A 26711-nucleotide genomic window follows, 5' to 3' on the forward strand; every position below is an offset into this window, starting at 1 on the left:
TACAGTATAATTATAGACCAGATGCGACTGAATCAGCGCCTCTTTCTCTAATCAAATTTTCTCTTACCTGCAATGACCTATAAACTTTTAAGGGATCTAATGCACCTTCTTTATTTAGCCTTGCCTTCTCAAGTAATGGTCGCACATCCGTTCGGTAGGCAGCTTGAAGTATCTCTTGACATTTTACAACATCATGATTTAATTGTGCGGTCGTTAAAAGCTTTTGATCTACAAGCAACGCTTTTGCATATGCTTCTTTTATGGCTTCTAAAGACTGAATTAAATCTTCTAAAGGATCTTTAATATTATGACTAGCATCTATCATCCATGCAGGATATGGGTTTTGAGGATTGTTCTCCATACCATATACCAAGGAATTAAAAATTAAAAATAAAGAATAAGGTTTAACACTGCCAACAGTAAGGTCATCATCGCCATACTTACTATCATTAAAATGAAAACCACCTAATTTTCCTTTTAACATTAAGGTAGAAACTATTTGTTCGATATTGGTATTCGGCAAGTGATGCCCTAAATCAACTAGAGTATATGCTTTTTCTCCACAGGCATTTGCTAGCATAAAAGAGGTACCCCAATCTTGAATTACCGTACTATAAAAATTAGGCTCGTAAGGTTTGTATTCAATAAACATTTTCCAATCATCAGGTAACGTTTTGTAAATATCCTTTAAACTATCTTCAGTATTTTGAAGTGCAGATTGAAAATTATTCTGACCAGGAAAATTAGCCCCATCTGCCAACCATACCGTTAAACTTTTTGAACCCAGTTTATCGCCAATTTTTATAACTTCAATATTATGTGCCACTGCATGTTCTCGTGCAGCTTTACTTGTGTTACTCAGCGACCCGAACTTATAACTTTCTTTTGAATCTCTTTGGTCTTGAAAGGTATTGGAATTGACCGCATCAAATATGATGTTGTGAGATTTAGCCAAGTCTTTTATAGCATTATAATCTTGAGGAACATCCCATGGAATATGTAATGAAATGGCACCCGCACTTTGCGTGAGAGAATGAACAATACCCACATCATCAATTTTCAACTCTAGGCTAGATGGTTCGCCTTGGAAACCAAAACGACCAAAACGAGTACCTCCAGCACCTAATGCCCAGCTTGGTATGGCTATCTGAAAGTCTTCAATTTTTTTTATTATTGCATCAACATTCTTTCCATTTTTAGTCAATTTATTAGCTAAAAATTCGAAATTTTCATTATGCTCAATAATGTCTTTTCTATTTGCAACACCAAGTTGATTTTTATCTATTCTCATAAACTTCTTAATTATTGGAAAAATACTTCCATGAGCTAATTAACCCTAATAACCCATGAAAGTACAAACTAATTTATCTTACAAAGGCATTACTCATACCGCCATCAACATTGATGATGTTTCCGGTGGTTTTATCTAAAATACCTACACAAGCAAATACACCATTTGCAATATCCTTAGGGTAAATAATTTCATTTAAAAGATTTCTTTTTGCATAATGTGCCGGTAGCTCATCTACGGTAATTCCGTATGCTTTTGCTCTACCTTCTGCCCAATCACCTTCCCATATTTTACTACCTACAATAACCCCATCAGGATTTACGGTATTTACACGTATTTTATCACCACCCAATTCCGCTGCTAATAACCTTGCCATATGTTGTTGGGCCGCTTTCGCTGTTCCGTAAGCAACATTATTTGGACCTGATACCAGACCATTCTTACTGGCAATACTAATGAAATCACCTCCTAAGTTTTGTTTTCTCATAATACCTACAGCTTGTTTCGCAAGTTCGAACTGACCTTTTACCAGTACGTTTTGCAGTATATCCCAATCTTTATCTGTAGTTTCTTCTAATGGTTTTGAAATTGCAAGACCTGCACTATGAATTACAATATCTACACCTCCAAACTCTAAACATGCTTTTTTATAAGCTTCGCTTATAGATACTTCTTTTGTAACATCGCAAATGGCATAGCTTGCAACATCTCTAGCATAGGTAGCGACCGCTTCTTCAAGTCTGCTCTCAACAATATCGGTCAACACAACATTAGCTCCCTCTTCAGCTAATTTATCGGCTATTGCCTTACCAATACCACCACCTGCACCAGTAACCATAGCTACCTTACGAGATAAGGGTTTTTCTTTAGGCATACGTTGTAACTTCGCTTCTTCAAGTAACCAATATTCAATATCAAAAGCTTCTTGTCTAGGTAAAGAAGTATATGATGTGATTGCCTCGGCACCTCTCATCACATTGATTGCATTTATGTAAAACTCGTTAGCAACCCGAGTAGTCTGTTTGTTTTTAGCAAAACTGAACATACCTACACCAGGGTAGATAATTATAACAGGATTAGCATCTCTAACAGCAGGACTATTATCACGTTTATGCGTTTTATAATAAGTATTATACTCTTTTCTATATTGCTCAAATACTGGATGCAATTTTGAAAATACCGTTGCCGTATCTGAAAGGTCTTCTTTAGGGTCTAATGTAAGCACTAATGGCTGTATTTTAGTTCTTAGAAAATGATCAGGACATGAAGTGCCCATTGGCGCTAAACGTTCTAAATCATTACTGTTTATAAATTCAAGAACAACATCACTATCATTGAAATGACCGATCATTCTATTTTCAGACGAGCAAAGCCCCCTTAGCATTGGCATTAATTGTGCAGCTTTTTCTACACGATCTTCTTTATCAAGGCTTTTTAATTTTTGACCACCAAATACACTACCGTTATCGGCAATCTTTTTTTCTATGTATTCTGAAGCCATTTCAATAACCTCAAGACTATTTATGTAACATTCATAAGAGGTATCGCCCCAGGTAAAAAGTCCGTGACTACCTAATACAATCCCACGAATTCCGGGATTGTCGTTTAGACATTTTTCTAGCTGAAGACCTAAATCAAAACCAGGTCTTTGCCATGGAACCCACCCCATGGTATCTCCCCATATTTCTTTCGTCACCTTTTCGCTATCCTTTGCTGCGGCAACCGCAATCAAAGCATCTGGATGTAGATGGTCTATATGTTTAAAAGGTAACAATCCATGTAACGGGGTATCGATAGAAGGTGCTTTACTTTCTAAGTCGTAAATGCAATGATTGAATAGACCAACCATACGATCCTCATCCTCTAGACCACCATAAACATTTTTTAAATTCCGCAGTCTCTCCGTATAAAGACCTGCAATACCAGCTTTGGTCAAGGTACCGATGTCGCCACCAGAACCTTTAATCCACATTACTTCAGCTTCTTCATTTGTCAACGGATCTTTTTCAATGGTTTTACAACTTGTATTTCCACCACCGTAGTTGGTTATTCTCAAATCTGCACCTAAAATATTTGAACGGTAGAGAAATAAGGCAACTTGATCATCACCTAATTCGGCGGCTTTCTTGTGGTCCCATAAATAATCAACATACTTTAAATTCTCAGATATATGACTCATGAACATTACTTAAATAATTAGTATTATCGCTACATTAGCAAGCTAAGCTAAAAGTTAGCAACCAATATAGCATCCTGTACTATACTGTAAATTAGCGCTCTTGCTTTAAATATTTATTTTACCCTTGTTTAAGTAAAATCATTACGTATTTTAAGTGAATAATAGCTTTAATCAGTAATGTTACAAGCAAAATCATTCCCTGTAAACAATAAATCAACAACCCCCTTTTCATGATAACATTTAGAAAAATAGTGATTGACAGAAAGTCAAGAAAACCTAAATATAGACAAATTGTTGATTCAATAATTGATGGTATTGCCTCAGGATCAATCGTAATAGATGAACAGTTACCGTCTATAAATATGTTTAGTGAAGAGTTCTTATTATCGCGGGACACTGTCGAAAAAGCTTACAAAATTTTAAAAGAGAGAAAAATCATCACCTCCGTAAGAGGCAAAGGGTACTTTGTATCAAGAACACAGCTAATTTCTAAAATCAACGTGCTATTTCTTACAAACAAAATGAGCACTTATAAAATGAAAATTTACAATTCATTTATAAACTCCTTAGGCAGCGATGTACATACAGATTTGTTTATTTACCACTGCAACGAATCTTTATTTTTGAATCTATTAGACAAAAGTCAGAGTGCATATGATTATTATCTAGTAATGCCACATTTTAAATCTGAGCAACTTAAGCATAAAAGTTTTTCTGAATCTATCATCAATAAATTAAATGATATCCCTAAGAAGAAACTTATTATAATGGATAATAATAAGATTGATTTAAAGGGTGATTATTCTGAAGTATATCAAGATTTTGAAAACGACATTTACAATGCGCTAAATGATGGTATCGATAAAATTATAAAGTATAAAAAACTTTTATTGGTTTATCCTGAAAAAATTGAATACCCCTATCCAAAACGCATTGTATTTGGTTTTAGAAAATTCTGTGCAGAAAATAATCTAGATTTTGAAATACTAAACGAGATATATGATGATATGATTTTAAAGAAGGGAGATCTCTATATTACAATTGAAGAAACGGACCTAGTGAATTTGGTTCATCAAATTCGCGAAGACCATATGTCTATAGGAGAAGATATTGGTATTATCTCATATAACGACACCCCTTTAAAAGAGCTCTTAGGCATAACCGTAATATCCACAGATTTTGAAAATATGGGAAAATCGGCAGCCCAATTAATTTTAGATTCTAAAATGAGTAAAATTAAAAACCCTTTTAACCTTATTGATCGCAACTCTATGTAATAAAAAATAGATTTAAAGCATTACAGGATAGCACAGGATGAAGCAAATACTAATTTATTCTAGTATTGTTTAACAAATCGAAACCAATATTCAAAATTCCAAAATTATCGAGTTATGAGACATGATTTAACGGCAGAAGAAATTTCAAGTTATCGCACAAACGGATTTTTAATTGTCGATGATTTCTTGAATGAAGAGGAAGTAAAGTTATGGAAAGATACCATTGATTTAGCTATTGAAAAAAGGCAAGGAAGAAAATTTCCTCATTCAGAAGTAAAAACAGGAGATTCAGATGGCATCAACAAAGATGCTGAATATTTCGGTAAGGTTTTTGACCAGATCATTAATTTATGGATGACAGATGATGGCGTAAAGAAGTTGATGCTTGACAAGCGACTAGGTAAAATGGCTGCAAATTTAGCACAAGCAGATGGTATTCGTATTTGGCATGACCAATCTTTAGTAAAACAACCATGGGGCAACCCAACTTCTTGGCATTTAGATACTCCGTTTTGGTCTTTTAATGACAGAGAAGCTTTGAGTATATGGGTAGCTTTAGAAGATGTAACGTTACAAAATGGCTGTTTGTATTTTATGCCTGGCTCCAATAAAGATACCGAACTTGTAGAACCTGGCATTGGTTCTAATATGGGCGATGTTTTTAATTCGTACCCAAAATATGGCTCAAAAGACCCGCAACCTGCGGTAATAAAAGCTGGTAGTTGCACTTTTCATAACGGGTTAACAATTCATGCTGCTGGTGTTAACATGACCCCTAGAACAAGAAAAGCAATGACCTGCGCATATATGCCAGATGGCGCTGTTTTTAATGGAAAACAAAATGTTTTGCCAGATGATTATTTTAAATCATTGAAAATTGGGGATGTTTTAAATAACGAAGAGCAGAACCCTTTAATATATCATAAAAACTGGGATTAAAAATGGATGATGCTAATTGGGGGCATTTTGACAGAATGTTGCCTTTACAAATAGAAGCCATATTCAAAAAAACTCCAATTGCTTACATACCATGGGGAGCAATTGAATATCATGGCAATCACAACCCAACAGGGTTGGACACCCATAAAGCTCATCATCTATGCTCTGATTTGGCAATAGTTTCTGGTGGTTTAGTTTTTCCGCCTATAAGTTTAGCTGCCAATTTAATAAAATCATATCCGGGTGTTGATTTTCCTAAACATTCCATAGAGTTTTCTGAACGATTAGTACGCTCTATTTGCGAAGAATATATAGAACAATTAATCTCTCAAGAATTTAAAATAGTGGTCTTACTATCTGGTCATGCCGGTCAACCTCATCTCGATATTTTAAAAGAGGTAGCCGAACAGTTTAACAAAAAACAAACAGACTATTATATCTGGGCATTGGCAGAGTTTGACATCTTGCCTAATGAGTTATTAGAAGCTAATCATTCTGCCTTAGGCGAGACATCTTTACAATTGTATTATGAACCCCAGACAGTAGTTCTGGATAATTTACCGAAAGATAGAGAAATAACACTTGAGCAAGATGCAGTATCTGGTAAAGACCCAAGATTAGCCAGCAAAAAACTTGGTGAGCAAATAGCGAAAACCTTTGTACTGAATGCATCAGAAAAAATAGAAGGTTTAAAACTAACATATTTTTAAAATGAAAAAAAGAATATTAGGGCGTACTGGATTAAATGTAAGTGAGATAGGCTTAGGTACTTGGGCTTTCGGAAACAATGTTTACGGTGGTGTTGCGGAAAAAGATGGTGTCGCAACAATTCATGCAGGTATAGATATGGGTATTAACCTATTTGATACGGCTCCACAATATGGAACAGATAAGCAAGATGGTGTTGCTGAAATAGTATTAGGTAAAGCTTTGAAAGGCAAAAGAGACAAGGTTTTCATATCATCAAAATTTGGCAGAAATCCTTGTATTAAAAATGGCGCTTCGCAATTTTATAAATCACGAATTATAGATTCTGTTGACGAAAGTTTAAAACGCTTGCAAACCGATTACATAGATGTACTTTTTTTTCATTCTCCTTTCTCTTCCGATGAAATAAACGATGATGTTTGGGAAGGTGTAGAGCATGTAAAAAAGCAAGGTAAAGTCCGCTTTATGGGGCATTCTGTTTCGATGTTCAACCAAACCGAAAACATGGCAAGACAATGGGCAAATGAAAACAAAATAGATGTTGTACAAGTTGTACTTAGCTTGATGAACAGAGAATCACAAAAGCTAATAGATGAATTGCATGAATCGAATATAGGCGTGTTCGCAAGAGAGTGCCTTGCTAATGGTTTTTTATCGGGAGCATTTAAAAAAGACACTATTTTTAAAGAAGGAACTTTAAATGCTCGTTATTCTCGTGAGCAACTTGCGGAAAGAATTGAACAAGTAAATGCTTTTAAATTTCTAATACAGAACGACATTCATAACATGCCAGAGGCTGCATTACGATGGGTTTTGGATCAAAATGGTGTAACCACTACTTTATCTGGCGCAAAAAACATTCATGAACTTAAAGGTGCCGTATCTGCTTCCAAAGCAGATTCTTTTACAAAAGAAGAATTACAAAAAGCCAAAACAGTTTTGAACAAAAATTATGAAGCGGCCTAAAAATTAAATAAAACTATGGGTGCATTACTAGGTTTAATTTTACATGCAATTGGTGGTTTTGCAGCAGGTAGTTTTTACATTCCTTTTAAACTAATAAAAAAGTGGAGTTGGGAAACTTCTTGGTTTGTATTAGGTATTGCCGCATGGCTAATAGCGCCAATACTGATGGCTTGGTTTACAGTACCAAATTTATTTGATGTTTTGTTCGCGGCAGATTTTGAAACCAAACTTTACACCTTCGTTTTTGGTGTACTTTGGGGTATAGGAGCATTAACCTTTGGTTTATCTATGCGTTATTTAGGCATAGGCTTAGGTATGGCCGTTGTCTTAGGCTTTACCGCGGCATTTGGCACACTAATACCACCAATTTATTCTGGTACATTTTTTCAGTTATTAGAAACACCCGGTGGTATTATTGTTTTAATCGGGGTATTAGTTACACTACTCGGAATTGCAATTGCGGGAAAAGCCGGAATTTTAAAAGAGAAAAATTTAAACGTAGAACAACAACAAGCTGCTGTTGCAGAATTCAACCTTTCTAAAGGTATTGTGATAGCTATCATCTCAGGTATTCTGAGTGCTTGTTTTGCTTTTGGACTCGCCGCAGGTAAACCAATTGCAGATGAGGCTTTAAAAGTCGGAGTCCAGAATATATTTCAAAACAACCCTGTTATTGTATGGATCCTTTGGGGTGGATTATTAACCAATATCATTTGGACAGTTGTTTTAGGCATTAGGAACAAAACATTTGGTCAACTTACAGATGAAAAAATACCCAACAAACCCAAAAACTATTTGCTAGCTATAGCTGGTGGTATAACCTGGTATTTTCAATTTTTCTTTTACGGTATGGGTACAACTTTTCTAGGTGAAGAATATGAATTTGCCAGCTGGTCTTTACACATGGCCTTCATTATCATTTTTAGCACACTTTGGGGAGTTTATTTTAAAGAATGGGAAGGTGTCTCTAAAAAAACCATGCGCACATTATGGCTCGGTCTCTCTGTAATCATTTTATCCACACTATTGATTGGAATAGGAAACAGCCTGTAATTTCAACATTGAATTAAATTCTTAGAGCAGAAATGAAAATCAAAAATATAGCATCGCTATTTATCTTTTTATTACTAGTAATAACAACTCATGGTCAAGATAATTTTATTTTGGAAGATGCAACTACATCTAGGTTCGATCTAACCGATAAAATTTGGGTACAAAATATTGGTGATGCATCTGTTTCTCTTTGGAACGATGATAAATTAAGTGCATTTAGCATTACCATTGACGATAACTATGAACAGGATATTCCTTTTTGGATTGAACAACAGAAACGATTTTCTTTCAATTTTACATGGTTTATAATAACAGAGGCTGAAGAAAAATACAATGTAAAGAATTGGTCATTATTCAATGAACTTGCAAAAAAAGGAAATGCTATACAAGGTCATGATGATAGAAATTGGTACGAAGATAAAACCAAAGGCATCAATTTTCCTTCTTTAAAAGAATACAACCGCAGATTAAATAGAACAAAATCAAAAATTGAAAAGCATATTAAAAATCAAAAATGCTTAACATATGCATATCCATGGGGCGAAGGAAATGAAAATGAGGCTAGTAAACACTTTATAGCTAGTAGAGGAGTTATTGGCAGATTAAACACTGCAAATCAAATAGATTTTAAACAGGTAAGAAGTATTTCCAATCCTCATATTTATGAAAACGACAGTACTCGTAATCATTACATATTACCGCTCTTAGACAAGACATCAACATTAGAAGGTAAAAACTATTATAGAGGTTGGGGTAGCACTCATTTTCATGAAGTATCTACCTTAGAATCACAAAACAAAACCATAGATTTTCTTAAATATCTCAAAGAAAAAGAAGATAGATTATGGATTGGCACTTTTCCTGATATTGCAAAATATGCTCAAGAATATGCAACACATTCTATCAATATAGATTCTGTTTCCGCGACTAAAATTCATATCACATTAAAGGATGAAATGAGAGATGATATTTACGACTATCCATTAACTGTAAAAGTTCGTTTAGCCAATAATTGGGTGTCTCTATCTACAATCCAAGACGGAAACGAAATAGAAAGTGAAATTATACAATACAATAGCAACAAATATGCTTTAGTAAAAGCTATACCCGATAACGGCCAAATTATATTAGAAGGAAAAGTTGATGATACCATTCCCAAAAACAGTAATCAAATGCGTTTTGAGCTAACTACTCTTAAAGACGAATATTATGTACCCTCTACCATTTCTAAAGAAGCAAAAGAAATTCTTGAAAAAAGAGGAAGGTTTGCAAAAAACAATGCCTATTTACCAAATCCCGATGCACCCCTAAAAGAGTGGATAGATTACCAAAACAATTTAGAAAACAGGGTGTTAAAAGCGATAGAACCAATTAAACTATTTTATAAACCATCAATAGATACCATAACCGTTGGTGGTATTAGGGCAATAAACATTAAACCAAAAGAGTATAAGAAAAACGATAAAGTAATAGTCTATGTGCATGGTGGCGGTTATGTTTCTTTAAGTGCCGATGCGACATTGGCATCTATGCTTCCACTAGCAGATATCTCTGGATTAAGAATTATAGCCATTGACTATACCTTAGCCCCACAGGCAAAATTTGAAGCCATAACAAATGAGGTTATTCAGTTTTATAAAGCGCTCCTAAATGAATATGACGCTGAAAATATTGCGTTCTATGGAGATTCAGCAGGTGGCGGATTGGCAGCTGGTAGTATTTTAAAAATAAGAGATTCAAATTTACCATTACCATCTTCATTGGTTTTATGGTCACCATGGCTAGATGTAGCAAAAGTAGGCGACAGTCATTTTACGTTAGCAGATAACGACCCAAGTTTAAAATATTCAAATCTCTTAGAAAACGCAGCATTAGCATATGCCCCTGAGACAGAGTTTAAAAACCCATATGTCTCCCCTGTTTATGGTGACTTTTCTAAAAAATTTCCACCAACCTTAATACAGGTTGGTAGTAAAGAAATATTATTAAGTGACGCTATAAGAATGTACCGAATCTTGGATAACCACGGTATAGAAACAAAGCTAGATGTATACGAAGGTATGTGGCATGTTTGGCAAGGTTATTACTTAACTCCTGAATCAAAAACAGCAGTTAAAAACACCAATAAATTTATTTTGAAACATCTAAAAATGCCATAGAAAAACGATTTTTTCAATTAGATGTATCATTGTTCTTATTAAAGTGTCATTAGAAAAAATTATTTCTAGTATTATTTCTTATGTCTTTATCTGAACAATTAGACAAATTTACATCAATAAAAACAATTATAACTACGTCAAAAAATACATTGAATATGATGAATAAATATGCACGCTTTTATACTCTTATATTTTTCCTAGTTGTATCTAATTTAATGGTCTCGCAAGAATCTACCGTAACTATAAATCATGAAGGTAAAGAGTTTACACAACTTAAACATACATGGACCTCTCAATGGATTACTCACCCAAAAGAATCAACGTTAGATGCTAGAAAATTCTTATTTCGAAGAACCTTTGAATTGGACTCGAAACCAGAAAAATTCATAATACACCTTTCAGCAGATAATCGCTATCGTTTATATGTAAATGGCAAATATTTACTTTCTGGACCTTCTTCATCTGACATTGATAATTATAGATACGAAACCATTGATATTGCAAATTACCTCAAGATCGGGAGTAATATAGTCTCTGCTGAAGTGGTCAATTTTGGAGAATATAGAAAAGCTTCTTCTATGACTTTCCAAACTGCATTTATATTACAAGGTGATAAAAAAAATACTGTAAATATTAATACAGGTAGAGATTCTGAATGGAAAGTAATTAATGATGAAGGTTTTAAAAGCATACCATTTGTCAGCGATTCTTTACGAGGTTACTATGCTGCAGGACCAGGTGAAAAACTAATTTCCAAAAAACACCAATGGGGCTGGCAAAATACAGACTACGATGATACAAAATGGCTAAATCCAAAATTGGGTACGGTTGAGTTTGCCGTTGGTCGTGGTTTTCTATATGGCAGTACATGGTACTTAGTACCTAGAAAAATTCCTTTTTTAGAAGAAACTCAACAACGTTTCAATAAAATCGCCAGGACCGAAGGTTTAAAAGCTAATACAGATTTCATAAAAGGAAAAAATAAATTAATAATACCTCCTAATAAAAAAGTCAGCGTTTTACTAGACATGTCTCACCATACAATTGGTCACCCAGAAATTAAATATTCTAAAGGAAAAGACAGTCAAATTAAAATAACATATGCAGAAGCTTTGTATGATACAAATTGGAAAAAAGGCAATAGAAATGAAATAGAAGGCAAACAAATTTTAGGTTATTATGATATCATAGAACCAGATGGAGGAGAAGATCAAATATTCAAACCTTTTGGACAAAAAACGTTTCGATTTATACAATTAGATATAGAAACTAAAGATGAAGCATTGTTCATTGATGACTTCTACAACATATTTACGGCTTACCCTTTCAAAGACAATGCACAATTTAAAACTAATAATGAAGTACTTAGCCAAATTTGGGATGCATCTTGGCGCACTCTTAGAAACTCATCTACCGAAAGTTTTATTGACCCATATTACGAACAACTACAGTATATTGGTGATACTAGAATAGAAGCCAAGGTATCTATAAGTGTTGATGGTGATGACAGGTTAATGCGTAAAGCTATAGAAATGTTCGATAATTCTAGATTACCGAACGGACTTACACAAAGTAGATACCCCTCTTATATTGTTCAAGTAATACCTACATATTCTTTACTGTGGATTAATATGTTACATGATTACCATATGTATAAAAACGATGATGAATTCGTTAAAAAATTTATACCTGGTATGAAAACTGTAATTGACTGGTGGATAGATAAAGTAGACGATAACTACATGCCTGCAAATATGGAATGGTGGAATTTCACCGATTGGGCAAAGGGTTACAAAAACGGAATACCTCCTGGCGCAGATGATGGGTATTCTACATCAGTAGCATTACAATTTGTAAAAACACTACAAGATGCAGCTCAAATTTTTGGTGATTTAGGCTATCAAGAAGAGGCTATAAAATACCTTGATTTAGCAAAAAAAATAAGTGATAGTGTTCTAAGAAATTGCTTTGTAAAAGAAAAAGGAATGCTTGCAGAAACACCGAATAAGACCCAGTTTTCACAACATACCAACATAATGGCTATTCTAACAGATGCCATACCCAAAGAAAATCAGAAAGCATTAATGCAAAAAATTCTTGATGACAAAAGTTTGATACAAACTACAATATACTATAAATACTATTTATTTGAAGCTTTACATAAATCGGGTTTAGGTAATAAGTACCAAAACATGCTAGATAGCTGGACGAATCAATTAGACCAAGGGTTAACCACATTTGCAGAAAAGGATATAGAGCCAAGATCAGAATGCCACGCATGGTCAGCATCACCAAATTATCACTTTCTTAAAATTATAGCAGGTATTTATCCCGTCGAATCTAATTTTAAGAAAATAGCTATAGCACCAAATTTTGGCGATTTAAATGAAATTACCGCTAAAATGCCCCACCCAAATGGAGAAATACAAGTAGTTATTAAAAAAGATGCTAAAGACCGGCTAAAAGGTTTTGTTTCATTACCTAAAGGCAGCTCTGGAATATTTATATATGGTAAAAATCAATTAGAATTAAACGCTGGAAGTACAGAAATTAATTTCTAAGACAACATTTATCACAACAACAGGATTACATAATTATATATCATCAATTAAACGTTTACACATGAAAAAACTATATACACTTATACTATTATTATTAGTATCTATAACTGGTCTATGCCAAGAAAACTCTGATATTAACCTATTTCAAAATACAGAGGAAAGAGAGAAAATATCATTAAACGGTTTATGGGATATTATAGTTGACCCATTAGAAAACGGGTATTATAGTCATAGATTAGAACCTAAACCAGATGGGTATTTTCTTAACAAGAAAATGAAAAAACCATCTGACCTTGTAGAATATAATTTTGACACCAGCGATCAACTTATTGTACCAGGAGACTGGAATACGCAGAAAGACAAACTGTATTATTACGAAGGCACCATTTGGTACAAGAAAGACTTTGAATACATTAAGGATGAGCAAGAAAATCTATTCCTTTATTTTGGCGCCGTAAACTACAAGGCTATAGTTTATTTAAACGGAGAATTGGTTGGTACGCACGAAGGTGGTTATACACCTTTTCAGTTTAATATAACAGATAAGGTTAAAGATGGTAATAACTTTGTTGTTGTTAAAGTTGATAACAGAAGAGAACGTGAAAATGTACCAACAGTTAACCAAGATTGGTGGAATTATGGCGGTATTACAAGATCTGTTTATCTAGTAAAAACACCGAAGACATTTATTAATGATTACTCCGTTCAACTATCTACAAGTAATAAAAACGAAATTTCTGGATGGGTTCGTGTTAAAAATAGTTCAGAAAATGACAAGGTTATTTTAGAAATACCAGAATTATCAAAAAAAGTAGAAATCAAAATAAACAATGGTTTAGGTAAATTCAATTTTAAAGCTAAGCCCCAATTATGGTCCCCTACAAACCCAAAACTGTATAATATTTCAATGACAACCACATCTGAAACACTTACAGATGAAATAGGATTTAGAACCATATCAACCGATGGAAGTGACATTATCTTAAATGGCATGAAAATATTTTTAAAAGGGATAAGCATACATGAAGAAGCGCCATTTAAAACAGGTAGAGTAACAACATTAGAAGAAAGTAAAACCCTTTTAGGTTGGGCAAAAGAATTGGGTTGCAATTTTATACGTTTAGCACATTACCCACATAATGAACAAATGGTTCGTGAAGCCGAAAAAATGGGATTGATGGTGTGGTCAGAAATTCCGGTGTATTGGACAGTTGCTTTTGAAAATAAGAACACCTATAAAAATGCGGAAAACCAATTATCTGAAATGATAGCAAGAGACAAAAACAGAGCTGGTGTAATTTTATGGTCGGTTGCAAATGAAACTCCGGAAGGAGAAGACCGATTACAATTTTTAGATAATCTTATTAAACGAGCCAGATCTTTAGATCCTACTCGCCTAATTACAGCTGCGTTAGATACACAAGCAGAAGGTAATGATGGAAAACATATTGAAGACGCTTTAGGCAACCTAGTAGATGTCATTGGTATCAATAATTATTGTGGGTGGTATTATGCGACACCAGAATCGTGTGCAGAAGTAAAATGGAGCAGTAAATTTGATAAACCTATGATTATGAGTGAAGTTGGTGCAGGAGCGTTATATGGACTTCATGGAGCATCTGATGAAAGATGGACAGAAGAATATCAAGCTAACGTTTACGAGAATAACATAGAAATGATGAAAAACATCGATTTCTTGGCAGGTGTATCTCCATGGATATTGATGGACTTTAGATCCTCACGCAGACCTCTTAAACGCATTCAAGAAGACTTCAACAGAAAAGGACTTATATCTGAACAAGGAATGCGTAAAAAAGCATTTTACACATTACAGAAGTACTATATGAATGAAAACAAAGATTGATATCTAATAACATCGCTAGCAAAATCAAAAGATGATGAAAGATAAATTTGCAATTATAGTAGTACTTATAGCCTGCCTCTTTGGATGTAAAGAATATAAAACAGAGGCATCAACTTTAATTGCTACAGAGAATAAAGTTGAAACTAAACAAGAGTTAATTGATCGAGTTTTTCTATTTTCAGAGAAACAATACGACCTACTTATTAATAACATCTCTAACGAAAAACCATTACTTCAACCTAGAGGTGTAACCAAAGATAATAGCGTACGATTAGTCCCCTATCAAGATTGGACAAGTGGATTTTTTCCTGGTTCTCTTTGGTACATTTATAAACACAACCAGAAAAATGAATGGAAAGCTAATGCCATAAAATTTACTGCTGCATTAGACTCTGTGAAGTACATTACAAATTCACATGACGTTGGGTTTATGCTTGACTGTAGCTATGGCAATGGTCATTTATTAACGAATGACACCCTTTACAAGAACGTAATTGTAAAAGGAGCAACATCTTTAATTACTAGATATAGACCAAATAGTAGAATAATACAATCTTGGGATACGACACCGGATATGGGATGGATTTCTGAGAGAGGATGGGATATCCCCGTGATTATAGATAATATGATGAATTTAGAATTGTTGTATAAAGCTTTTAAATTCACAAATGATTCAACGTTCTATAAAATAGCATCAAATCATGCACTAACAACCCTAAACAATCACTATAGGGAAGATTACAGCAGTTTTCATGTAGTTGACTACGATAGTAAAACCGGTAATGTAAGAAGTAAGCAAACAGCTCAAGGATACTCAGATTCATCATCATGGGCCAGAGGTCAAGCTTGGGGACTTTATGGTTTTACTCAAACTTATGAAAATACGAAAGACCGTGTATTTTTAGAACAAGCAAAAAACATTGCACATTATATCATGGTGAATGAGACGATCCCAAACGATTTAATTCCTTATTGGGATTATGACGCTCCAGGTATACCAAACGAACCACGTGATGCATCTGCGGCAGCAATAACTGCCTCTGCACTATTGTCATTACAGCATTACATACCAGAAGAGAAAGAAGCTATGATTGCTTATGCCGAAAAGATAATAAGACGACTTTCGTCTAATGATTATCTGGCAGATTTAGGTAGCAACCAAGGTTTCTTATTAAAACATTCTGTAGGTAATATTCATACTGGAGAAGAAAATGACGAACCTTTGAACTATGCCGATTATTACTTTTTAGAAGCATTGATAAAATGGCAAGAGGTAAAGTAGTACTAGTTTACCTCTACTATTTGTAAAGCATCATTATTATTCGCTATTAGTATATACTGTTGACCAGCGATATTAATTTCTTTCATTTTTTTAACGTCCTTCTTTGCTAAAAACCCAGATTTCTTTAATGATATAGATTGTAGACCATTTTCGTTATTCTCTATTAACAAACCAATAGAAGCATCATTACGAGGTGTTTCAGCTTCAGAAGCAAAAAGATTACCAGCTATTAAAATCTCATTATTCCCGTCATGATTATAATCATTTACCAGTATGGCATTGATTGAAGAAAACTGTGCTTCGCTAGGTAGTTTCTTACTTTTAAAAGAGCCGTCTCCCTTATTTTCGATATATACAGAGGCAAAACTTTCGGCTTTATAGTGCAAACCATCTTCTAACTTATCTTCTGTATAAATATCGACCAAATCTGCATCTGCATATTTTTCATAATTATCAAACTTCTTTGCAATGCCTGGTATTTGCTGAGAAGAGCATTCTCTTCCTCTTAGCGGTAATTGTCTTTTACCTTCGTAATAGCTTAAAACAATATCTAGTTGATTATTATTATCAAAATCGTTCGCATAAACATCAAAGGTTTTATTTGGTTTTGCTTTGTACTTATAGTTTAATCCTAAATTACCAACAACAAAATCTTGATCACCGTCTTTATCTAAATCAGCCTTCGCAATGCTATACCACCAACCAGTGGTATGCTCTAAATAATTTTTATCAGTTACATTTTTAAATGATTTATTATCATTTTCTAAAAATGTAATTGGCATCCATTCTCCAACAACAATTAAATCTTCATCATTATCAAAATCAAAATCTATACTAATTGCATCAGTGACCAACCCTAAATCTGTAAATGGGGAAGATATGCTAGTCACATCTTTGAATTTCACACCTTGCCCGCTACTAATGTTCTCTAACAAATGACTAGTTGCTGGAGTAGGGTAATTTTGCGGCACTAATCTAGACCCTACAAATAAATCTAGATCACCATCATTATCAAAATCGATAGGCAGTACTTTACCCCCGCTTTCATATGCTTTAGGCAATGCTAAATCATCTCTCTTAAATAAGCCATCACCAATGTTTATATATAACCTGTCTTCGTAATTCTTTGAATTAGCTTCAAATTCATTTCCTCCACTAACAACGTACAAATCTTGTAAACCATCATTATTGGCATCAAAGAAGATTCCGTCAATATCCTCATATCTACTTTCACTTTGAAAAAGTTCATTATTGGATTTTTCAAAACTCCCTTCTTTATTTTGAATATAAAGGGCGCCTGCTCTATTCAGCGCTCCACCAACCCAAAAGTCATCGAGACCATCACCGTTTATATCGGCTACCGCTAATCCTGGTCCGAATTGCGACATTCTATGAGGCAATAAAGGCTCTTTTGTGAAATCGAAATAATTATTCTCAACATGTGTGTAATTAATTTCTGAACTTCTATCACCACTATTAAAAATGGTTGTATTCTCTTTAGAGCTAATTTTGTTTTCTTCTTTTATAGATTGCTTAAAGCCTAAGATCAATGTTTGATTAGCTGATACATCAGTTAATTTATGTGTAGTACCATCAACCCACTTTACTATCAATGAATCAATAGTTTTAGTTTCACCAACACCAAAATGAATATTAGGAGCAACTGAAGATTGATACCCTCTAGTCAACATTAATTCTGATACTTGTAAATTTCCATCCTTATAAATAGTAACAATATTCCCAACACCCATAGGGTTTTGCTGAGTTCCTTCGAATTTTATTTTTAAAAAATTACCGCTCTTAGATTTCTCAAGTGTGTTTTCATATAAATCTGCGGTAGCATCAATATTATTAACAACTAAATCTAAATCGCCATCATTATCGAAATCGGCATATGCGGCACCATTAGAAAAAGCTTTATCTCCCAGTCCCCATTCTTTACTCTTGTTGGTAAATGTTAAATCCCCATTATTGTGAAAAAGAAAATTGGCTAAGGGTTCTGAAGGCATTTTTTCTAATATCTTAAAATCATCTTTTTTATGCTCAATAGTTTTTTCGAAATAAAGAGACTTTTTAAATTGATTAAAAAAATCATTATTGTTGATATCGCGCCTTGTACCATTTGATATGAACAAATCTTTCTGTCCATCATTATCGAAATCTGCAAACAAGCCAGCCCAACTCCAATCTGTAGATTTTACACCTGAAAATGCTGCAATATTGCTGTATACAGGTAAACCCTGTTGATCTAAGCCTCTATTGAGCTGTAGACTATTGTACATGTATTGATGATGTAAACCTAGATTTATAATTTCATCAAATTTCTCTGGTAGCATACTTGCCATATTCTCTTTTGATCGTTTGTGCGTAGTAGGTGCCATATCTAACTGTATGATATCGAACAAACCATCATTGTTGAAGTCTGCAATATCCGTACCCATACCATAGTACGAAGTTTGCTGTGTTACCTCTTTACTCTTTTCAGAAAAAGTGCCATCTCCATTATTCATGTAAAAGAAATCTGGACTAGCAAAATCATTAGACACATAAATATCTTTAAAACCATCATTATTAACATCAGACACACTAACCCCTATGCTTAGACCAAACGATAGTAGACCGCTTTCTTTAGTGATATCGCTAAAAGTATTATCACCATTATTTTTATAAAAGTGACTCGAAGATTCATGTTGAGCATTATCTAACAGTAATGCATAAATACTTACTGGTGTCTTAAAATCGGTAGTTGGGTAGTTGATTACATATAAATCTAAATCACCGTCGTTATCGTAATCAAAAAAAATGCTTTGCTGTGTTCTTCCTGCATCTGCAATACCATAATCTTCTGCCTGTTCCAAAAAAATAGGAATCCCTTTTTCATTAGTACCTTGATTCACAAATAATTTATTGGCAAATGAATTATCTCTGCCACCTACACTAACATAAATATCTAACAGCCCATCATTATTGATATCAACCGTTGTACTACCAGTTGACCAAACGTTTGACGTGGTCGTATTTGATGTACTTGTTACATCTGTAAATTTTAATTCACCATCATTGATATATAGCTTATTATTAACCATATTACCGGTAAAGTAAATATCATCTAGATCATCATTATTAAAATCACCTACAGAAACACCACCACCCATATAAATATATTGGAAATTAAAATAATTGAACTCTTCTGTTTCTAGAAGGCTATTACTAAAATCAATACCAGAATAAGATGCATCTTTCTTTACAAACATCTGTTGGTCATTTGAACCTCCTTTATATTCTTCTTTGGTAGTACATGAATCAAAGATAAAAATGGAACAAAATAGGATGATAAGAAAATGCGGTGTTTTTAGGGTATATCTCATCTTATGAAATTTAAATAAAGAAATTAAAAGCCAAATTACTTGAAATAAAAAACTGACCTTTTATAAAGGTCAGTTTTTACACAAAAGAAAACTAACCTATTTAATAACCAGGGTTTTGATCAGCCGAAGCGTCTAACATTAAATTTGTATCGAACTCCCCTTGAGGAATTGGAAGTAAGTAATTCTTACTCGCATTAAATTTACTACTCAATACCGTTTCTATTAATCCCCATCTCATTAAATCAGGAAATCTAGATTGTTCACCTGCAAGCTCAACTCTTCTTTCATGAACAACGGCATTAAAGATTTCTGCTTTGGTTGTAACAGGAAATGTAGCATTCATTTCATCAGTTCCATAATTAGGCATATTTACCCTATCACGTACTGCGTTAAGGTAATCTATAGCTACTTGACTATTATTCAATTCATTTTCTACTTCTGCAGCCATCAGCAATATATCTGCATATCTAATAGCACGATGATTAATATCTGATAACCCGTTATAGTTAGAATTATCTTGACCATAAGTTTTGGTATATTTTCTCCATAAAGCACTTACTGAACCTACTTGATCAGCCGTAACGATATTTGCACCACCAATACCATAAACATCACCTTCAACGTAAAAATTATCACTAAATCTTGAATCGCCGTCTTCATATTCATCCAATAATTCTTGAGAAGGATCATTATTATGAAAACCACCAAAAGCACCATATTCGGCAGACCTAAAAGTCGTTTCAGAATGACCATTATCTTGCCCTCCCCAATCAGCATATGCCCACGCATTACCACCGTCATAAGAAAATTGAACTTCAAAAACGGACTCAGAATTATTTTCTGTCTCGGTATTGAAATTATCATAATAATCAGCTGTTAAACTATACTCTCCAGAATTTATAACCTTATCAAAAGCAACTTTTGCAAGTGCATAATCTTGCTGATACAGGTACAATTTACCTAATAGTGCATTTGCACTACCTTGGGTTACCCTACCTGCTTCTTCGCTAGATTTTAATCGTAGTTTAGTTGCAGCATCGGTCAAATCACTTATTATTAAATCATAAACTTCTTCTTTTGCTGATTTCGCCAATCCGTTCGGGCTAACGTTTGTTGTAGTGTAAAGTGGAATATCCCCAAATCTTTCTACTAAAAGAAAATAGTAATATGCTCTTAAAAATTTTGCCTGACCTATATATCTATCTTTTACTTCTTGTGAAGCAACACTTTCTTCAAGCTCATTAATATTAGCTTCTTTATCTAAAATAAAATTAGCTCTTGATATACCATTATAGGCATTCTTCCAATATAAATAAATATCATTGTTACTAGAAGTAAAAGTGTAGTTTATGAACTCTAATAAATCTGGAGTTCCTCTTTGGGTTTGGCAATCATCTCCCATATAATCATACATATAGAATAAATACCTACCGTATAATCCTTGAGATTGTAAAGGCGAATAAACGCCATTCATTGTTTGTTGTAGCTCAGCCAGTGTTTGCGGGAATGTTTCAGCAGAAACTCCAGAACCGTTAGATAGTTCTAAATCATCTGTTTTACATGCGTTCAACAAAAGACTGAAAGTGATAATTGTAGCGATATATTTTTTCATAATATTTTATATTTAAGATTAGAATGACATTTGTAAACCAAATACAAAGGACTTGGACTGTGGATATTGTCCGCGATCTATACCAAGTTCACTATTGCCATCACCACTGGTAGAACCTATATCCAATGAAGGACCTACTTCAGGGTCAAAACCAGAGTAATCTGTAATAGTTAATAAGTTCTGAGCACTTATATATATTCTTAGCTTAGAGAATGTACCATCAATCATTCTTTTTAATGTAGCACTAGGCAAACTATACCCAATGGATATATTTCTCAATCTTAAATATGATCCATCTTCAACATACCTATCTGATACTCTTGAATTTTGATTAGGGTCATTTAAAACTGCTCTTGGCTGTGTAGTAGAAGGGTTCGTCGTCGTCCATCTATCTAATACCGCTGTACTTGTATTTGTTAATTGGGATGCACCATCTAAGTAATATCTAGTAGCGTTGAATATTTCATTTCCCGCAACACCTGATAATAAAACAGCCATGTCAAAATTATTATATCTACCATCTAATGAAAGACCATAAGAGATATCTGGAAAAGGATTTCCTATTACCACCCTATCGTCACTATTAATTTCGCCGTCTCCGTTATTATCTTTAAAACGAATATCACCAGGTGCCGCACCACTTTGTGTTGCCGCTGAAGCAATCTCAGCATCATTTTGAAAAATACCATCGGTTTCATAACCATAGAAATGCCATAATGACTCCCCTACTGCTATTCTAGAAATAGATCCGTTCGCTAATACATTGGGCTTATCACCATTAAAAATTTGCTCTACGTTTGGTGCTAAATTTGTAATCTCGTTTTCAGTTGTACTTAGGTTTAAATTTGCAGACCATTTAAACTTTTTTTCCGCTTCGCTAATCCCTAAGTTAAATTCGAAACCTTTGGTAGTCATACCACCAATATTGGTAGGTGTACTATTCGGCACCCCAACAGAAGCTGCTGCCGGCAATGCAACTATTAAATCATCACTTGTATTATTATAATACTCTGCGCTAAAAGTCACTTTGTTTTTGAAGAAACCAAAATCTACACCAATATTTGTAGTTTCTGTCTGTTCCCATTGTAAATCAGGATTCTGAAGAGAGCTAATCGCTAAAGCAGCATCGTCACCGTAGAAAAAATTTGCAAGCAAACTAGATTCATAACTATAATCACCTGCACTATTGTCATTACCTGCAAGACCCCAACTAGCTCTAAATTTTAAGTAGTTTAATATTGAAGTATCACTTATGAAATTTTCATTACTAACTACCCAACCACCGGCTAATGAAGGGAAATTTCCCCATCTTTTATTTGCTCCAAATCTAGAAGAACCATCTCGTCTTATTGAGGCCGCTAAAATATATTTATTATCATAGTTATAATTTAATCTGCCTAAGTATCCAATTTTATTATACTCTACTGTTGCAGCTCCGCCCGATAATGCAGCGCCAATATCTGAAATACCAAGATCGGTTGTACCAACACCACTTAATGTGGTTGTTTTTCTTTTTTGACGTTCAGATAAACCTAAAATTTCTACGTTATGCTTGTCGTTAAAAGTGGTTTTATATTGAAGACTATTTTGAAGCGTTACTGTTTTCACCCTTGTATCAAAATACGTGTAACGTGTAATTAGCTGATTAAACAGCCCTCCAGAAATACCGTAAGGAAGTTCTGTTTTCTTGAATGAATTATCGTAAAAATTCATACCTCCGTTTATTTTATACTCCAACCCAGGAGCTAATCTGGCTTTTGCATAAACATTACCTAAAATACTTATGTTTTTATTTAGCTGTTCTTCTCTATTTAATGTTCTAAGTGGGTTACGTGTGGTATTAATATCTTCTGCAGTCAACTCACTATACCCACCTATATACTCTGAATTGGTAAATGGTAAATATGGCGCCATATTTATGGCATTCTCAATAGGTGAAACACTAAAAGCCAGTATAAGTGGGTTTTGCTCAGCATAGGTAATACCTAAAGATTCGCCAAATGAAAATATGCCCTTATCAAAACTACTGTTTACTCTTAAAGTATATCTATCTAAATCTGTATTAAGTAAAATTCCTTCTTGAGATTGATAACCAGCTGAAACACGAAATTTTGCAAATTCATTACCACCTGCAGCACTTAATTCATAATTCTGAATAGACCCGGTTTGAAAGATCTCGTCTTGATAGTTATAATTATTACCTGTTAAACTACCATCTGTAAACTGACTTGGTACTGTTGCATTAGGATCGGCGTTTAAAATCATATCGGTTGCATATGACAAATACTGACTTGTAGATAACACATCAAGTGATTTTGGTTTAAACTGCGTACTTAAATAGGTGTTGAAATTAAAAGCTACTTCTCCAGCTTTACCAGTTTTCGTTTTAATTACAATAACTCCGTTTGCACCTAGCGAACCATAAACAGCCGTTGTAGATGCATCTTTTAGAACACTTATAGATTCAATATCATTTGCACTTAAACTAGATATATCGGTTACTACAATATCATCAACAACATACACAGGATTATTATTACCTAAGGTACCAATACCCCTAATACGTACTGTCGGTTCTGAACCTGGTGTTCCACCATTAATAATAGTTAAACCAGATGCTTTTCCCTGTAAGGCCTCTACTGCATTGGTGGTCGGCAGCTTAACTAAATCATCTGAACTTACCGTTGATATAGCACCAGTAACCATATATTTATTCTGTGTACCGTAACCTACCACTACTACCTCATCTAAAACATTACTGTCAACATTCATTTGAACAGTAATAGTTGTTTGCGTTTCTACCGCTACTTCTTGCTTTAAATATCCAATATAACTAATAACAAGAGTATCTGAAGATGCGGCTTCGATTATAAAATTTCCATCAAAATCTGTCTGTGTACCTATTGAAGTTCCTTTTACAACTACAGATGCGCCTGGAAGAGGTGATCCATTTTCATCGAGTATAGTTCCTTTAATTTGCTGTTGCAGTTTTATGCTTAGCATGTTTTCTGCTTCATCACCCTTATTTACAGCGTATGAAAAATCACTAAGCATTAGTGTACAAAAAATTAAGACACTAGTTCTAAGACTAGTCTTTGCTTTAAAAAAATGGCTAAAAAACCCTATCGTGTTTTTCATAAGAATCTTGAGTTTGGTTGAACATTATTGATTAAAACATCAATTCAAGATTCTAAATTATTAGTTTCAATATTTATAAGTATCCTGTCGTATCCTGTTTAAAATTATAATATCACAACTATAGATTCATTTTTTTGCGAAAAACACAAATGTAAACATCACTTAAAATCTTATTTTAAGTTCTAAATCAGCATATTTTCTTTGATATAGAAGAAATAGAATCAACTTATTAAAATTAAGTCGACTTAATGGTTATAGAATTCATTTCTTTTGGCTTATCATGATGTATAAATACTCTTCCGCAAAAAAAACCTTCGTCTGAGTTCAGCACAATCTTCGCATATTCCTGAAAATAATATCAAGAAATTCATTCCATAAAAAAAGCCCCTTGATTTCTCAAGAGGCTTCTCATTGTACAGGCGGAGAGACTCCCTTCGGCTGCGCTCAGGATAAACTTCTCATCTCTCCGAATAGAATCTCCAATAATTTTTTTCCATAAAAAAAGCCTCTCAGTTTCCTGAAAGGCTTCTCGTTGTACAGGCGGAGAGACTCGAACTCTCACACCGCAAGGCACTAGATCCTAAGTCTAGCGTGTCTACCAATTCCACCACGCCTGCATACTTTCCTAAATCACGATATGTGATTATCGGGGTGCAAATATAATGCAAAAAATCAATTCTCTAAATTTTAGCTATTTAAAAATTACGCTTTTTGTACTTTTATCGAAAGTTACATAAAAAAGCACATGATAAACGTAAAGAATTATATAGCGGAAAATAAGGACAGATTTTTAAATGAAATCATAGAACTACTTAAAATACCGTCTGTTAGCGCAGACCCTGCCTTTTCTCAAGATGTTTTAAATGCTGCAGAAATGGTAAAGTCCAGATTAGAGGATGCAGGTTGTGATGTTGTTGAAATTCATGAAACAGCCGGTTACCCTATAGTTTATGGCGAAAAAATCATTAATAAAGAACTACCAACGGTTCTAGTATACGGTCATTATGATGTACAACCGGCAGAACCATTGGAATTATGGACTTCCCCTCCTTATGAGCCTGTAATTAAAAAAACGGACTTACACCCAGAAGGAGCCATTTTTGCACGTGGTGCGTGTGACGATAAAGGGCAAATGTATATGCATGTAAAAGCATTGGAACTTATGGTGAAAACCGACCAGCTACCATGTAATGTAAAATTCATGATTGAAGGTGAAGAGGAAGTTGGCAGTAATAACTTAAGCATTTACGTAGCCGAGAATAAAGAAAAACTGGCTAACGATGTTATCTTAATTTCGGATACAGGTATGATTGCCAATGATGTGCCGTCTATAACTACAGGTTTACGCGGACTTAGTTATGTTGAAGTAGAGGTTACCGGTCCTAATCGCGATTTACATTCAGGATTATATGGCGGTGCCGTTGCCAACCCTATCAATATTTTAACCAAAATGATTGCTAGTCTACACGATGAGAACAACCATATAACCATTCCCGGTTTTTATGACAAAGTAGAAGAACTTTCTGCTGATGAACGTGCAGAAATGGCAAAAGCACCTTTTAGTATTGAAAAATACCAAGAGGCTTTAGATATTGAATCTGTTTACGGAGAAAAAGGATATTCTACCAACGAACGTAATTCTATTAGACCCACATTAGATGTTAATGGCATTTGGGGCGGATATACTGGAGAGGGTGCAAAAACGGTTATAGCAAGTAAGGCATACGCCAAAATATCTATGCGATTAGTTCCTAATCAAGATTGGAAAGAAATTACCGACTTGTTTAAAACACATTTCGAAGCTATTGCCCCAAAAGGAGTGAAGGTGGTTGTAAAACCTCACCATGGCGGACAAGGTTATGTAACCCCTATCGATACTACTGCATACCAAGCTGCCTCAAAAGCATATGAAACTACATTCGGTAAAAAACCGATACCGCAACGTAGTGGTGGTAGTATCCCTATAGTTTCTCTTTTTGAAAAAGAACTACAGAGTAAAACTATATTAATGGGATTTGGGCTGGATAGTGATGCCATACACTCCCCTAACGAGCATTTTGGAGTGTGGAACTACTTTAAAGGAATTGAAACCATTCCTTATTTCTATGAATATTTTACTGAGATGACCAAGAAGTAGCCATCCATTAGTTTCAGTATTTCAGAAAAAAGAAGCGACTTTTAGCTTTGGTATACCAAAGCTAAAAGTCGCTTCTCTCTATGTATTTAACAAGTGGTTGTATTTTTTAATAAACCAACACCTCAAACTACAAATAAAATTAAAAAGACTCAGAGTACAGTTTCACTTAAATATAGC

15 protein-coding genes and 1 tRNA gene are annotated in these 26711 nt (G+C 34.2%); 10 read left to right on the forward strand and 6 right to left on the reverse strand.

The window, feature by feature from the left end; all coding sequences use genetic code 11:
- Nucleotides 1-10: 10 nt before the first annotated feature.
- Nucleotides 11-1291: a sugar isomerase gene (locus ACJJVP_RS03235; RefSeq protein WP_405410686.1), complete on the reverse strand. Its 1281-nt coding sequence runs from the start codon at nt 1289-1291 to the stop codon at nt 11-13.
- 73 nt (nt 1292-1364) lie between these two features.
- Nucleotides 1365-3470 (reverse strand): bifunctional aldolase/short-chain dehydrogenase, encoded by a 2106-nt coding sequence (locus ACJJVP_RS03240; protein WP_405410687.1) that lies wholly within the window; start codon nt 3468-3470, stop codon nt 1365-1367.
- Between the two features lie 230 nt (nt 3471-3700).
- On the opposite strand from ACJJVP_RS03240, the gene ACJJVP_RS03245 reads away from it, so the two are divergent.
- The 9 genes from ACJJVP_RS03245 (at nt 3701) to ACJJVP_RS03285 (ending at nt 16279) form a co-directional block, all read left to right on the forward strand.
- Nucleotides 3701-4747 (forward strand): GntR family transcriptional regulator, encoded by a 1047-nt coding sequence (locus ACJJVP_RS03245; RefSeq protein ID WP_405410689.1) that lies wholly within the window; start codon nt 3701-3703, stop codon nt 4745-4747.
- Nucleotides 4748-4861: 114 nt separating this feature from the next.
- Nucleotides 4862-5686, forward strand: coding sequence for a phytanoyl-CoA dioxygenase family protein (locus tag ACJJVP_RS03250; protein ID WP_405410691.1), 825 nt, complete (start codon nt 4862-4864; stop codon nt 5684-5686).
- A gap of 2 nt (nt 5687-5688) precedes the next feature.
- A complete protein-coding gene (locus ACJJVP_RS03255) occupies nt 5689-6396 on the forward strand; it encodes a creatininase family protein (protein ID WP_405410693.1) in 708 nt (235 codons plus the stop codon).
- Nucleotide 6397: 1 nt separating this feature from the next.
- On the forward strand, nt 6398-7360 hold the full coding sequence (locus ACJJVP_RS03260) for an aldo/keto reductase (RefSeq protein ID WP_405410695.1): 963 nt from the start codon (nt 6398-6400) through the stop codon (nt 7358-7360).
- A gap of 15 nt (nt 7361-7375) precedes the next feature.
- On the forward strand, nt 7376-8413 hold the full coding sequence (locus ACJJVP_RS03265; RefSeq protein WP_405410696.1) for an L-rhamnose/proton symporter RhaT: 1038 nt from the start codon (nt 7376-7378) through the stop codon (nt 8411-8413).
- 32 nt (nt 8414-8445) lie between these two features.
- Nucleotides 8446-10572 carry an alpha/beta hydrolase fold domain-containing protein gene (locus ACJJVP_RS03270; protein ID WP_405410698.1) on the forward strand — a complete coding sequence of 709 codons (2127 nt, stop codon included), beginning with the start codon at nt 8446-8448 and terminating at the stop codon, nt 10570-10572.
- Nucleotides 10573-10727: 155 nt separating this feature from the next.
- Nucleotides 10728-13133 carry an alpha-L-rhamnosidase N-terminal domain-containing protein gene (locus ACJJVP_RS03275; RefSeq protein ID WP_405410700.1) on the forward strand — a complete coding sequence of 802 codons (2406 nt, stop codon included), beginning with the start codon at nt 10728-10730 and terminating at the stop codon, nt 13131-13133.
- A gap of 61 nt (nt 13134-13194) precedes the next feature.
- The gene (locus ACJJVP_RS03280; protein WP_405410702.1) at nt 13195-14997 is read left to right on the forward strand and encodes a glycoside hydrolase family 2 protein; all 1803 of its coding nucleotides are present in this window, start codon (nt 13195-13197) and stop codon (nt 14995-14997) included.
- Nucleotides 14998-15031: 34 nt separating this feature from the next.
- The gene (locus ACJJVP_RS03285) at nt 15032-16279 is read left to right on the forward strand and encodes a glucuronyl hydrolase (RefSeq protein ID WP_405410704.1); all 1248 of its coding nucleotides are present in this window, start codon (nt 15032-15034) and stop codon (nt 16277-16279) included.
- Between the two features lie 2 nt (nt 16280-16281).
- Here the strand turns inward: ACJJVP_RS03285 and ACJJVP_RS03290 are convergent, their stop codons facing one another.
- From ACJJVP_RS03290 to ACJJVP_RS03305, 4 genes are all read right to left on the reverse strand, one after another.
- Entirely contained in the window at nt 16282-19647 is a 3366-nt protein-coding gene (locus ACJJVP_RS03290) for a VCBS repeat-containing protein (protein ID WP_405410705.1), read from the reverse strand.
- 100 nt (nt 19648-19747) lie between these two features.
- Complete coding sequence (locus tag ACJJVP_RS03295; RefSeq protein WP_405410707.1) at nt 19748-21259, reverse strand: RagB/SusD family nutrient uptake outer membrane protein; 1512 nt, start codon at nt 21257-21259, stop codon at nt 19748-19750.
- Between the two features lie 18 nt (nt 21260-21277).
- A complete protein-coding gene (locus ACJJVP_RS03300) occupies nt 21278-24397 on the reverse strand; it encodes a SusC/RagA family TonB-linked outer membrane protein (protein WP_405410708.1) in 3120 nt (1039 codons plus the stop codon).
- A 535-nt stretch (nt 24398-24932) separates the two neighbouring features.
- Nucleotides 24933-25014 (reverse strand) — tRNA-Leu (locus tag ACJJVP_RS03305).
- A 128-nt stretch (nt 25015-25142) separates the two neighbouring features.
- Between ACJJVP_RS03305 and ACJJVP_RS03310 the strand changes: the two genes are divergently transcribed.
- The gene (locus ACJJVP_RS03310) at nt 25143-26534 is read left to right on the forward strand and encodes a dipeptidase (protein ID WP_405410710.1); all 1392 of its coding nucleotides are present in this window, start codon (nt 25143-25145) and stop codon (nt 26532-26534) included.
- Nucleotides 26535-26711 lie beyond the last annotated feature (177 nt).

This window comes from Maribacter sp. Asnod1-A12, assembly GCF_045063735.1.
Taxonomy (GTDB): domain Bacteria; phylum Bacteroidota; class Bacteroidia; order Flavobacteriales; family Flavobacteriaceae; genus Maribacter.